Genomic DNA, 12,970 nt, shown 5'->3' with positions numbered 1-12,970 from the left:
CAAATCCGCTAAAACCCACGCATTCCCAAAGGCTTCAGAGTTTTTCACGGGCGACGACCTCCATGTGCTGATCGCCCAAACGAAAACGGGCGACCTCTTTCGAGGCCGCCCGCCGTCGATCACTACTGCTCCCTTACGGAAGCAGTGAGATCAGAAGCCGTAAACCAGCGAGACAGCTGCCTGGTTGTTGTTGAGGCCATCCGCACCGTCTTCACCGTAATAGTGGGTGTGGTTGTACTCAACGCGCAGTGCAAGCTTCTCGGTCAGGTCGGTCTTCACGCCGAGGCCGAGACGCAGGCCATCTGCCGAACCCGAGAATTCATCGCCATCAACGACGACGGTCGAACGTGCGCGCTGATAGCCGACGCGGCCGTAAACGGCAGTCGCATCGCTCGGACGGAAGCCGAGAAGGGCAGAAGCGCCGAATGCGTGATCGGCTTCGATCGCATCGGAATCATCACCAACCTTGGCCGAGGCGAGGTCGAAGTTAGCTTCAAAGCCAGCATAGGCCTTGCTCGACAGGTCGAAGTTGTAACCGGCGAAAACGGTGCCGCCAAGACCGTTGATGCCGAGCCCTTCGGAGTCAGCTGAAGATGCGATGTTGTCGTGCGTAACGCCAACGCCGACGTAACCGCCCGAAGCCATTGCCGGGGTAGCAGCAACAAGCGAGGCTGCGAGAGAGATAAGAACCAGACGCATAGATTTTACTCCTGACTTTTTTGGCCCCTTCTGTGAAGGTGGCGAGGCGCCAGGTAGATATCGACCAATTTGGTGACAATGATAAAAGTCACAACAAAATCAAAACCATCAAGCGTGTGACAAAGGTGCAACATTCGGCACACTAACAATTTTGTTACATTTGAGATTTACTTGGCCATTATTATAACGCCAAAAGGCGACCCCTTTCGGAGCCGCCTTCACGACGTTGCGAGGACGCCCTAGTCTGATCAAGATTGCCCGCACATGAACGGATCGTGCAGGTTGCCGCAATGCAGCAAGGTATCTTTGCACCGCCCCTGCCCCAAAGGTGCAGGCATTGCAATTCTGGACTTTCCGCAAAGGCTCTGCCAAGCGCTGCGCCATGAACGCGCAGACTCCCAACAGCTTCCGCAATCAGCCCGACGAACGCGGCCACTTCGGCCAGTTCGGCGGTCGCTATGTCGCCGAAACGCTGATGCCGCTGATCCTCGATCTTGAGCAGGAATATCGCAAGGCCAAGGCCGACCCGGCATTCCAGGCCGAATTCGACGACCTGCTCGAACACTATGTCGGCCGCCCCAGCCCGCTCTACTTCGCGCCACGGCTGACCGAAGAGCTGGGCGGCGCGCAAGTCTGGTTCAAGCGCGACGAGCTGAACCACACCGGCGCGCACAAGATCAACAACTGCATCGGCCAGATTCTGCTCGCCATGCGCATGGGCAAGACGCGGATCATCGCCGAGACCGGCGCGGGCCAGCACGGCGTCGCCACCGCCACGGTCTGCGCGCGCTTCGGCCTGCCTTGCGTGATCTTCATGGGCGCAACCGACGTGGAGCGGCAGAAGCCCAACGTGTTCCGCATGAAGCTGCTGGGCGCCGAAGTCGTGCCCGTCACCGCGGGCGCGGGCACGCTGAAGGATGCGATGAACGAGGCGCTGCGCGACTGGGTGGCGAACGTGCACAACACGTTCTACATCATCGGCACTGCCGCGGGTCCCCACCCCTATCCGGAACTCGTCCGCGATTTCCAGAGCGTGATCGGCAAGGAAGCGCGCGCGCAAATGCTCGCCCGCACCGGACGCCTGCCTGACGTGCTGGTCGCGGCCATCGGCGGCGGTTCGAACGCCATCGGCCTTTTCCACCCGTTCCTCGATGATGCCAGCGTCAAGATGCTCGGCGTGGAAGCGGCGGGCCACGGGCTGGACAAGGAGCACGCCGCCAGCCTTGCAGGCGGACGCCCCGGCATCCTCCACGGCAACAAGACCTACCTGCTGCAGGACGAGGACGGCCAGATCACCGAAGGCCACTCGATCAGCGCCGGGCTCGACTATCCCGGCATCGGGCCTGAGCATTCATGGCTCAAGGAAATCGGCCGCGTCGATTATACCTCGGTGACCGACAAGGAAGCCCTGGACGCCTTCCAGCTGCTCTGCCGCACCGAAGGCATCATCCCAGCGCTGGAACCCGCCCACGCGATTGCAGCGGTCAAGAAGCTCGCGCCGACGATGGACAAGGACCAGATCATCCTCGCCAACCTGTGCGGTCGCGGCGACAAGGACATCTTTTCCGTGGCGGAGCACCTGGGGGTTTCGTTGTGAGGAATGGGGCAAAACTCGCAGGGATTTTTCTCTGCGTGTCAAGCCTCCTACTAGCGAACTGCAAGGATCCCGATTTCGAACCCTATCGAAATTCGATCAGAGAAAAACTGCGTGATCCTGAGAGTGCGGAATTTAGGAATGAACAAATCCGAACTCTCTGGTCAGAAAGCGGACTTAGGTTTAAGTTATATTGCGCTGAAGTGAATGGTCGCAATGCGTTCGGAGGCAAGGTCGGCTTTCAACCAGCTACCGTAGTTATCTCAACGACGGGCGCTGATGAAGTCTCTAATAAGATCTTGGTTCCTGGACGTGCCTTTATCAGCACACAGATGACACCCGATTATTATTTGCAGTGCTTGCGACCAGATACTCAACGAAAGGACGACGGATTCTTTTCAGTGTTCGCGGTCTTTAGACCTTTCGATGAAGCCATGAAGCAAGAAATTGACCAATCAAATCCAGTTTTGTCCAATCTCCAGGCACCAGAAGAGCGATAACATGACACGCCTCTCCAACGCCTTCGCCAAGGGCCGCCCGGCCCTCGTCACCTTCGTCACCGGCGGCGATCCAACGCCTGACGCCACCGCCTCCATCCTCGACGCGCTCGTCGAAGGCGGGGCCGATGTGATTGAGCTGGGCATGCCGTTTACCGATCCGATGGCCGATGGTCCGGCGATCCAGCTGGCCAATCTGCGCTCGCTCGGCGCTGGCACCAAGACGGCCGATATCCTGCGCATCGCCACCGAATTCCGCGCGCGTCACCCGGAAGTGCCGCTGGTGCTGATGGGCTATGCCAATCCGATGACCATTCGCGGGGCCGACTGGTTCGCCGCCGAATGCGTCAAGGCGGGCGTCGATGGCGTGATCTGCGTCGACATTCCGCCTGAAGAGGATGCCGAGCTTGGCCCGGCCCTGCGCGCTGCCGGCATATCGCTGATCCGCCTCGCCACGCCGACAACCGACCATGCGCGGCTGCCCGCCGTGCTCGAAGGCTCGTCCGGCTTTCTCTACTACGTCTCGGTCGCCGGAATCACCGGGATGCAGCAGGCTGCGCAATCGTCCATCGAAGAGGCCGTGGCGCGGATCAAGGCTTCGGCGACGATTCCGGTTGCCGTCGGCTTCGGCGTGCGCACGCCCGAACAGGCCGGGGCCATTGCCAAGGTTGCCGATGGCGTTGTCGTCGGATCGGCCTTCATCGATCTCGTCGCCAAGCATGGTGCGGATGCCGCTGGCCCGGTGAAGGAACTCACCGCTGCCCTTGCCGCCGCCGTCCACTCTGCCCGCAAGGAACTCGTATGAGCTGGCTCAACAAGGTCCGCAACGCGCTTCCCTTCACGCCGAAGCGGGACACGCCGGACAACCTGTGGATCAAGTGCCCTTCGTGCAGCGAGATGCTGTTCACGAAGGACTATGAGGACAACCTCTCGGTCTGCTCCTATTGCGACCACCACGGCCGCATTGGTGCCGACGCACGGTTCGACCAGTTGCTCGACGCTGGCTACGAGCTGCTGCCCGCGCCCAAGGTCAAGGAAGACCCGCTCAAGTTCCGCGACAGCAAGAAGTACGTCGATCGCCTGAAGGCCGCCCGCGCTGCCAATCCCCATGCCGATGCGCTGACCAATGCCTTCGGCCGGATCGAGGGGCAGAAGGCCGTGGTCGGCGTGCAGGAATTCGCGTTCATGGGCGGCTCGATGGGCATGGCCGTGGGCAATGCCTTCGTCGCCGGATGCGAGCGCGCGATCAAGGAAAAGTGCCCCTACGTGGCCGTAACCGCAGCAGGCGGCGCGCGCATGCAGGAGGGCATCCTCAGCCTGATGCAGATGCCGCGTTCGACCGTGGCCATCGCCCGCCTGCGTGCGGCAGGCCTGCCCTACATCGTGGTGCTGACCGATCCGACCACCGGCGGCGTGACCGCGTCCTACGCGATGCTGGGCGACGTGCAGATTGCCGAACCCGGTGCGCTCATCGGCTTTGCGGGGCAGCGCGTCATCCAGGACACGATCCGCGAGAAGCTGCCCGAAGGCTTCCAGCGCGCCGAATACCTCCACGCCCACGGCATGGTCGACATGGTCACCCACCGCCGCGACCTTAAGGTGACGCTGGCGCAGGTGATCGATTACCTGATGGCGGGCAAGGCGGCGGCGTGAGTCTTCTCCCCTCCCGCAAGCGGGAGGGGTCGGGGGTGGGCTGCACCAACGCCTGCGCCTGCCTCTGCCCACCCCAAACCCCTCCCGCCTGCGGGAGGGGCTTCGCATGAAGGACTTCGCGATCTCCGAGAACCCGGCGGTGCAGGCGCAGCTTGATCGCCTGGGCGCACTGTCGCTGCCGTCGGGGCGGCTTGGCCTGGATACCGTGCGCGAACTCTGCGCGCGGCTTGGCAATCCGCAGGACTGCCTGCCGCCGGTGTTCCATGTCGCCGGGACCAACGGCAAGGGATCGACCTGCACCTACCTGCGCACCATCCTCGAGGCCGAAGGGCTGACGGTTCACTCCGCCACGAAGCCGCATCTGGTCCGCTACAACGAACGCATCCGCATCGCCGGCAAGCTGATCGAGGACGATCTGCTCGCCGCGCTGCTCAAGGAAGTGCTGGACGCGGGCGAAGGGCTTGAGCCGAGCTTCTTCGAGGTGACCACGGTCGCCACTTTCCTGGCCTATGCGCGCACGCCTGCGGACGCCTGCGTGATCGAAACCGGGCTTGGCGGCAGGCTCGATGCCACCAACGTGATGCCGACCGCTGCGGTCTGCGGGATTGCAACGCTGGGCATGGACCATGAAGCGTTCCTGCTCGCGACCGAAGAGGGCGTGCCGACCGATCCGCTTGCCCGGATCGCGTTCGAAAAGGCCAGCATCGCGAAGCCCGGCGTGCCGCTCGTGACGATGGCCTATAGCCAAGTCGCCGCCGATTCGGTGGCCGAGACGGCGGCTCGAATCGGTGCGCCGTTGATCATGCGTGGGCGCGACTGGGATGCCGAGATTGCCAGCTCGATCCTCTATCGCGACGAGCGTGGCGAGTTGCCGCTGCCCCTCCCCGCCCTGCCCGGGACGCACCAGGCAGAGAATGCGGCACTGGCCGTCGCAATGATCCGGCACCAGCATGCCGTGCAGGTGACGCTGGGCGCGCTCGGCAAGGGCATCGTCGATGCGCGGTGGCCTGCGCGCTTGCAGCGTCTGGGCGCGGGGCCGCTGACAGATCTGGCAGGCAGGCGCACCGTCTGGCTCGACGGTGGGCACAATCCCGATGCGGGGCGTGCCATTGCGCGGCATCTTGAAGGCCAGCCACCGGTGCACCTGATCATGGGCATGCTGGCCAACAAGGACCCCTCGGCGATACTCGCGCCGCTGGCGGACCGCGCCCTGTCAATCTCCGTCGTACCGGCCCCCGGGCACGATGCGCACAAGCCTGCGGACTTCGCGCCGTTCACCAGCCTGCCCGTCGGCAGTTTTGCCACCGTGCCTGAAGCGCTGGCGGCCTTGCCACCCGAGGGTGACGTGCTGATCGTCGGCTCGCTCTATCTCGCGGGCGAAGTGCTGCGGCTGAACGACGAGATTCCGGACTGATCAGGCGAAAGGATCGGCGTCCGACTTCTCCTCGCCCGCCGTGCCCATCGCCGCATCGACAAGGCCGCTGCGGCTCATCCACCAGAACAGCACGATGCCCGGCAGCGCCAGCACCGTGGTGAGCAGGTAGAAGTTCACGTAGCCCATGCTCTCGATCAGCGCGCCTGCGGTGGTGCCGGTGGCAAAGCGGCCGACGATGCTGGCAGCAGCGGAGATCAGCGCATACTGGGCCGCCGTGTAGCGCAAGTCGCACAGCGCCGAGAAGTAGGCGACGACAACGACGCCGCCATAGCCCGAGGCGACGTTCTCGAATCCGATCGCGCCGGCCATGCCCAGGTTGGAATGGCCAGCCGCCGCAAGCGCCGCGAAGGACAGGTTCGACACCGCCATCAGCACCAGTGCCAGCAGGACCGAGCGCTTCAGGCCCATCTTCGCATAAGCCACGCCGCCGATGAACACGCCGATCAGGTAGGCCCAGAAGCCGACGCCAACGTCCCAGATCGCGATTTCGTCGTTGGTGAAGCCGAGATCGTCGAACAGTAGGCGGAAGGTGAGGTTCGCCAGCGTGTCGCCCACTTTGTGAACAAGGATGAACAGCAGCACCAGCCAGGCGCCGTGACGGCGGAAGAATTCGCCGAACGGCCCGATGATCGAGGCAATGACTTCGCCCACTCCCTTGCGCGCGGTGGGCTCGCGGTGGCGTTCGGGTTCACCCAGGATCAGCGCCGTCAGCATGGCCGGCAGGGCGAAGAGTGCACAAGCGAGATAGGCCGCGCTCCAGCCGGAACGCGCCGCCATGAACAGCGCCAGCGCCCCTGCCCCTGCCGAGCCGATGCGCCAGCCATACTGGCTCATGCCCGAGCCGGTGCCGAGCTGGTAGGGCTTCAAGGTCTCGATGCGGTAGGCGTCGATCACGATGTCGAAAGTCGCCCCCGCGACGCCGACCAGCACGGCCGCCAGCACCGTCGCGCCAAGATCTGCCGAGGGATCGACCAGCGCCAGGTTGGCGACTGCGGCCATGACCAGCGATCCGGCCAGCAGCATCCATGATACACGCTGCCCCAGCCGCCCGAGCAGCGGCAAATGCACGCCGTCGACCAGCCATGCCCAGAAGATCTTCAGGTTGTAGACGAGAAACGCGAGCGTAAAGGCGGTGACCGTCTTCTTGTCGATCCCGTCCTGCGCCAGCCTGGTCGTCAGCGTCGCGCCGATCATTGCATAGGGAAAGCCCGAGGACACGCCGAGGAAGAACGCGGCCAGCGATTCCTTCTCAAGATAGGGGCGCACCGAGTCCCACACGTTCCGGTCACTGGCCTCGGTGCTCATCGACGACTGCGCTCCCTCAAATGTTGCTGGCAGACTAGCGGCCAATTCCAGCGGCGCTAGGGGTGACGCAAGAGGCGTTCTCGCGTAAGGGCTGCCCCATGACTTTTCCCCCAAGAAACGGTGGCGACAGGCCGAAGCGGTTCAGCCCTCGGCCCGGTACCACTGAAAAGAAGCCTTTCTCCATGCGCAGCGGTGCGCCGCGCACGTCGCAGCCGGTCGTTCCCGCCAAGCGCGCGCCAAACGCCGATGGCTCGGAGCGCGAGGGCGATCGCATCGCCAAGCTGCTGGCCCGCGCAGGAATTGCCAGCCGCCGCGAGGTGGAGCGCATGATCGAGGAAGGGCGCGTCAAGATCGGCGACGAGGTCGTGACCACGCCCGCCACGCTGCTGACCAGCCTCAAGGGGGTGAGCGTCGATGGCAAGATGGTCGGCCCGATAGCTGCTCCGCGCCTGTTTCGCTTCCACAAGCCTGCAGGCCTCATCACAGCCGAGCGCGACCCCACCGGTCGCCCGACGATCTACACCGCTTTGCGCAATGCCATGCCCAAGGACGCGCCGCGCGTCATGCCGGTCGGCCGCCTCGACGTGAATACCGAGGGGCTGCTGCTGATGACCAACGATGGCGAATTGAAGCGCGCGCTGGAACTGCCCTCTACCGGCATTCCCCGCACCTACCGCGCCCGCACTTTCGGGGACATCACGCAGGCGCGGCTCGAAGAACTTATGGAAGGCATCGAAATCGACGGCGTGCGTTATGGCCCGATCAACGCCAATCTTGAGCGCAGCGCCAACCGCAACAAGTGGATCGAGCTGACCCTGACCGAAGGCAAGAACCGCGAAGTGCGTCGCGTGCTCGAACATCTTGGCCTGGAAGTTTCGCGTCTGCTGCGCACCAGCTATGGCCCGTTTGAACTGGCTGACCTGCAACGCGGCTCGGTCGAGGAGATCCCGCAGGTCATGGTCGAACGCTTCCGCAAGACACTGAAAGCCAAATGAGAATTATAGCCGGTGAATGGCGCGGACGGCCCCTGCGCGCGCCCGAGGGTGACACCACCCGCCCCACTGCAGACCGCACGCGCGAGACGCTGTTCTCGATGCTGGCCAGCCGCCTCGGCAGCTTCGAGGACCTGACCGTCGCCGACCTGTTTGCAGGGTCGGGCGCGCTCGGCCTCGAAGCGCTGTCACGCGGAGCGGCGTCGGCAATCTTCGTGGAGCAGGACGCAGGCGCAATCCGCACCATCCGCGCCAACATCGCGGCCCTGCGCTGCGCCCCGCAATGTGACGTGCGCGCCTCGTCGGTGCTCAGCCTCGGCCCGGTGAAGCAGCCGCTCGACCTCGTCATGCTGGATCCGCCCTATGGTACCGGCGCAGGTGCCGTTGCGATCGACCGGCTCACCCGGCTTGGCTGGATCGGCGAGGCGACCTGGATCTGCCTTGAAACGGCCGCCAAGGAAGTGCCCGACGTGCGCGTGTGCGAGGTCGATGCCGAGCGCAAGGTCGGCAAGGCGCTGATCACGCTGATGCGGTTGAAGTCCTAATCCGCCTGTCGGGGCGAGAACTGCACGCCTGCCAGAGTCATCGCGCCAGCCAGCGTCAGGAACAGCCCGACATAGGCCGTGCCGCCTATGCCGGCGAGCCACGCCGCCGCGAACGGGGCCAATGCGCCCCCGATGATCCCGCCCATGTTGAACGCCACCGAAATGCCGGTGTAGCGGACTTCGACCGGATAGAGCGTCGGCAGCCAGGCGCCCAGCGGTCCATAGGCCAGCCCCATCACGAACAGCGCGCTTGCCAGCGTGGCGAAGACCACCCAAGGCGATGCCGCGCCAAGGCCGGTGCCGAACATCATGCCGACGATGATCGTCAGCGCCGCCCCGGTGCCAAGGACAAGCCGCGCCGAGGCCTTGTCCGCCCAGTACCCCGCAACCAGAATGCCGAGCGCAAGGAAGCTGTTGGCGCCAAGCTGGAGCCCTAGAAACTCCTGCTTGGCATAACCGAGCCTGGTCGTGGCAAAGGACAGCGCAAAAGTCGTCGCGAGGTAGAAGATCGCAAAGCACGCGACCACGCCCGCGATCCCCGCAAGCACGGCGCCAAGATGATTGCGGAACAGCAGACCGACCGGCACCTTGGGCGGCTCTGCCTTCTCGAGTGCTTCCTTGAACGCAGGTGTTTCGCCGATCTTGAGGCGCACCCACAGGCCAAGACCAACCAGCAGCGCGCTCGCCAGGAACGGCACCCGCCATCCCCAGGCGGCGAAGTCGGCATCCGACAGCCCCTTGCCGAGCAACAGGAACAGCCCGTTGGCACAGAGAAAGCCCAGTGGGGCGCCCAGCTGCGGCGCACTGCCAAAGCGGGCTTCCCACCCCTTCGGCGCGTTTTCCACTGCAAGCAGCGAGGCTCCGCCCCACTCGCCGCCAAGGCCGAAGCCTTGGCCGAAGCGCAAGCAGCACAGCAGTGCAGGTGCGACCCAGCCGATCATCGCGTAAGTCGGCAGAAAGGCGATCAGGAAGGTCGAGCCGCCCATCAGCATCAGCGAGGCAACCAGCGTTGACTTCCGCCCGATCCGGTCGCCGAAGTGGCCGAAGGCAATGGCGCCCACCGGCCGTGCAAAGAACGCGAGGCCAAAGGTCATGAAGGACAGCAACGTCTGTGCTGCCTCCGATTCGGTGGGGAAGAACAATGGCCCTATGACCAGCGCGGCCGCCGTGGCGTAGATGTAGAAGTCGTAGAACTCTACTGCCGTCCCGACCAGACTGGCAGTCAGAACGCGACCATGCTGGCGAATCGGATTCATCGTGGCGCTTCTCCCCTCGTACGCGGGGCGGGTTGTTCCGTCTCAAGCGATCCGGGTCAACCGCTGCGCACACGCAATGGGGCGCCGGTTCCCCGACGCCCCATTACGCGACGATCGTCAGTAGCCCTTAGATGCCGCCACGATTGCGGCAGCTGTCGGTTACAGTCTTGCTGCAGACCGGATACTTCTTGTTCATGGCCGAGGCGGGCGGCGGGGTCATGTTGCCGGTGGTGCTGCTGTCCATGCTGCTCATCCCGCCTGAAGGAGGCGTTGCAGGCTCTGCGGGAGTGGCTGGCGTTGCGGGCGTACCCATCCCGGGATTGGGCTGGGCTGGCGTCGCACCGGATGACGGCACTGCCTTGCCAGAGACCTGCGCCACGATCGACGGCCAGACCTGCGTGCGCTGCTCCGGCGTCATGGCATAGATCTGCGCCTTCTGCTCGTCGGTCAGCGCCCACCAGCCCTTCTGCTGATCAGCGTCGAGGCTCCAGAAGTACTCCTGGTACGTGGACGGCCATGCCGCATACCTGCTCTTCTGCTCGGTGGCCCAGGCGTCGATCTGAAGCTGCTGGTCGGGCGTCGGCGAGAAGGTGCCGGTCGCCGTGGTTGCAGCGGTGGTGTCTGACGTGGTTGCGGTTGCTGTCGTGGAGGTCGACTGGGCGGCCACGAACGAAGGGCTCGAAGCGATGGCAAGCGCGAGCGCGCTCGCGGCAAGAAGGTTACGCATCAGATTCTCCTGATTTTGATTCTTGTACCCGAAGTAAAACGCCAAGCGCCGGGACCTGCGGCGGTTCCCGGGCCTGCGATGATCCGCATGGCCCGCTGCGACGAATCGAAAGCGTTGGAAGATCGGGCTTTGCCGATTGCCCCGAATGCGTTTGGTCCCTATCTGTTCACGCATGTCCTCCCCACTCTCCGTGAATCCCGGCACCGCCGAAGCGTGGCTCGATGGCCTCAACCCGCCCCAGCGCGAGGCGGTGACGACGACCGAAGGGCCGGTGCTGATGCTGGCAGGCGCAGGCACGGGCAAGACCGCCGCGCTGACCGCACGCCTTGCCAACCTGCTGCGCCAGCGGCTCGCCTGGCCGAGCGAGATCCTCTGCGTCACCTTCACCAACAAGGCCGCGCGCGAGATGCGCGAGCGTGTGGGGCATCTGATCGGCCCGGCGGTGGAGGGCATGCCCTGGCTCGGCACGTTCCACGCCATCGCCGCCAAGATGCTGCGCCGCCATGCCGAACTGGTCGGCTTGCAGAGCAACTTCACGATCATCGACACCGACGACCAGTTGCGCCTGCTCAAGCAACTGATCGTGGCAGAAGGCATTGACGACAAGCGCTGGCCCGCCAAGCAGCTGGCAGGACTGATCGACAAGTGGAAGAACCGCGGCCTCAATCCCGGCGATCTCGATGCGCTGGAGAACGAGGCCTATGCCAATGGCAAGGGCCAGCGCTTCTACGCGCTCTACCAGAACCGCTTGCGCGAGCTGAACGCCTGCGATTTCGGCGACCTGCTTATGCACATGCTCAACATCTTCCGGCGCGAGCGGGACGTGCTGGAATCTTGGCAGCAGCGCTTCAAGTACGTGATGGTGGACGAATATCAGGACACCAACGCGGTGCAGTACCTGTGGCTGCGCCTGCTCGCCCAGAACCGCAAGAACATCTGCGTTGTGGGTGACGACGACCAGTCGATCTATTCCTGGCGCGGCGCGGAAGTGGCCAATATCCTGCGGTTCGAGAAGGATTTTCCCGGCGCCAAGGTGATCCGCCTCGAACAGAACTACCGCTCCACCCCGCACATCCTCGGTGCGGCCTCGGGCCTGATCGCGGAGAACTCCGAACGCCTCGGCAAGACGCTGTGGACCGAGGTCGATGGCGGCGACAAGGTGCGCGTGATCGGCGTGTGGGACGCTCCGGAAGAAGCGCGGCGGATCGGCGAGGACATCGAACGGCTTGAGCGTGAGGGCGCGCCGCTTGATCGCATTGCCATCCTCGTGCGCGCGCAGTTCCAGACGCGCACGATCGAGGACCGCTTCATCCAGATCGGCATGGGCTATCGCATCGTCGGCGGCTTCCGCTTCTACGAACGCGCCGAAATCCGCGATGCGCTGGCCTATCTGCGCCAGATCGCCAGCCCGCAGGATGACCTTGCGTTCGAGCGGATCTACAACACTCCCAAGCGCGGCCTTGGCGACAAGACGCTGGAAAAGCTCCACCGCCACGCCCGCGCGCGCGGCATCCCCCTCTCGCTGGCTTCGGTCGAAATTCTCGATACCGACGAACTACCGGCCCGCGCGCGCAACACCCTCGCCGCGCTGATGCGCGATTTCGCGCGCTGGCGCGATGCAGCCAAGCAGCTGGTGCCAGCCGAACTCGCCCGCACGATCCTCGACGAAAGCGGCTACACCGCCGCACTTCAGGCGGAAAAGACCGCGGAGGCCGCCGGACGCCTCGAAAACCTCACCGAACTCGTCCGCGCGATGGAAGAATACGAGACGCTGGGGGACTTCCTCGAACACGTCAGCCTCGTCATGGACAACGAGAACACCGCCGACGAGGACAAGGTCACGATCATGACCATCCACGCCGCCAAGGGCCTCGAATTCGACAACGTCTTCCTGCCGGGCTGGGAAGAAGGTGTGTTCCCCTCGCAGCGCTCGCTCGATGAAGGCGGCCTTGCCAGCCTTGAGGAGGAACGCCGCCTTGCCTACGTCGCGATCACCCGCGCGCGCCGTCGCTGCACAATCCTCCACGCCGCCAATCGCCAGATCTACGGCCAGTGGACCAGCTCGATCCCCTCGCGCTTCATCGGCGAACTGCCCGCCGAGCACATCGAGGAGGAAACCACGCTCTCGGGCGGAGCATCGATGTGGCGCGCCAACTGGAGCGAGCGCGAAGACCCCTTCGCCCATGTCGCGCAGGCAAACGCCAACCGCGCCGCCTCACGCGGCCCCGGTTGGCAACGCGCCGCCGCCCAGACGTTCAACCCCGCCC

General features: G+C 64.4%; 11 protein-coding genes. 7 read left to right on the top strand and 4 right to left on the bottom strand.

Annotation, left to right across the window (positions count from 1 at the left end; translation table 11 throughout):
• Window positions 1–150: 150 nt before the first annotated feature.
• Window positions 151–699, bottom strand: a complete 549-nt coding sequence (locus AX703_RS10375; RefSeq protein ID WP_082734530.1) for a porin family protein — start codon at window positions 697–699, stop codon at window positions 151–153.
• A gap of 382 nt (window positions 700–1,081) precedes the next feature.
• On the opposite strand from AX703_RS10375, the gene trpB reads away from it, so the two are divergent.
• From trpB to AX703_RS10355, 4 genes are all read left to right on the top strand, one after another.
• On the top strand, window positions 1,082–2,296 hold the full coding sequence (gene trpB / locus AX703_RS10370) for a tryptophan synthase subunit beta (protein WP_039334290.1): 1,215 nt from the start codon (window positions 1,082–1,084) through the stop codon (window positions 2,294–2,296).
• A gap of 498 nt (window positions 2,297–2,794) precedes the next feature.
• Window positions 2,795–3,595: a tryptophan synthase subunit alpha gene (gene trpA, locus AX703_RS10365; protein ID WP_062343914.1), complete on the top strand. Its 801-nt coding sequence runs from the start codon at window positions 2,795–2,797 to the stop codon at window positions 3,593–3,595.
• Window positions 3,592–4,443 (top strand): acetyl-CoA carboxylase, carboxyltransferase subunit beta, encoded by an 852-nt coding sequence (accD, locus tag AX703_RS10360; RefSeq protein ID WP_039334295.1) that lies wholly within the window; start codon window positions 3,592–3,594, stop codon window positions 4,441–4,443. The genes trpA and accD overlap by 4 nt, the downstream gene beginning before the upstream one ends.
• 106 nt (window positions 4,444–4,549) lie before the next feature.
• The gene (locus AX703_RS10355) at window positions 4,550–5,857 is read left to right on the top strand and encodes a folylpolyglutamate synthase/dihydrofolate synthase family protein (RefSeq protein ID WP_062343913.1); all 1,308 of its coding nucleotides are present in this window, start codon (window positions 4,550–4,552) and stop codon (window positions 5,855–5,857) included.
• On the opposite strand, the gene AX703_RS10350 is transcribed toward AX703_RS10355, so the two are convergent.
• Window positions 5,858–7,183, bottom strand: coding sequence for an MFS transporter (locus AX703_RS10350; protein WP_062343912.1), 1,326 nt, complete (start codon window positions 7,181–7,183; stop codon window positions 5,858–5,860). It abuts the gene before it with no gap.
• 182 nt (window positions 7,184–7,365) lie between these two features.
• On the opposite strand from AX703_RS10350, the gene AX703_RS10345 reads away from it, so the two are divergent.
• Both AX703_RS10345 and rsmD read left to right on the top strand, forming a co-directional pair.
• The gene (locus tag AX703_RS10345) at window positions 7,366–8,178 is read left to right on the top strand and encodes a pseudouridine synthase (protein WP_230487686.1); all 813 of its coding nucleotides are present in this window, start codon (window positions 7,366–7,368) and stop codon (window positions 8,176–8,178) included.
• Window positions 8,175–8,720: a 16S rRNA (guanine(966)-N(2))-methyltransferase RsmD gene (gene rsmD, locus AX703_RS10340; protein ID WP_039334304.1), complete on the top strand. Its 546-nt coding sequence runs from the start codon at window positions 8,175–8,177 to the stop codon at window positions 8,718–8,720. Before AX703_RS10345 ends, rsmD begins: the two co-directional genes overlap by 4 nt.
• Here rsmD and AX703_RS10335 read toward each other — a convergent pair.
• Window positions 8,717–9,976, bottom strand: coding sequence for an MFS transporter (locus tag AX703_RS10335; RefSeq protein WP_062343910.1), 1,260 nt, complete (start codon window positions 9,974–9,976; stop codon window positions 8,717–8,719). The two genes, rsmD and AX703_RS10335, sit on opposite strands and share 4 nt — an antisense overlap.
• Before the next feature lie 127 nt (window positions 9,977–10,103).
• Window positions 10,104–10,703: a hypothetical protein gene (locus AX703_RS10330; RefSeq protein ID WP_156452011.1), complete on the bottom strand. Its 600-nt coding sequence runs from the start codon at window positions 10,701–10,703 to the stop codon at window positions 10,104–10,106.
• A gap of 172 nt (window positions 10,704–10,875) precedes the next feature.
• On the opposite strand from AX703_RS10330, the gene AX703_RS10325 reads away from it, so the two are divergent.
• Window positions 10,876–12,970: ATP-dependent helicase (locus AX703_RS10325; RefSeq protein ID WP_062343916.1), on the top strand; the 2,095-nt coding region annotated here is incomplete at its 3' end.

Origin of the sequence: Novosphingobium sp. CCH12-A3, from assembly GCF_001556015.1 — a bacterium.
GTDB classification, from domain to species: domain Bacteria; phylum Pseudomonadota; class Alphaproteobacteria; order Sphingomonadales; family Sphingomonadaceae; genus Novosphingobium; species Novosphingobium subterraneum.
The sequence above is the reverse complement of the archived record's forward strand: the minus strand, read 5'-3'. Positions and strand labels throughout refer to the sequence as shown.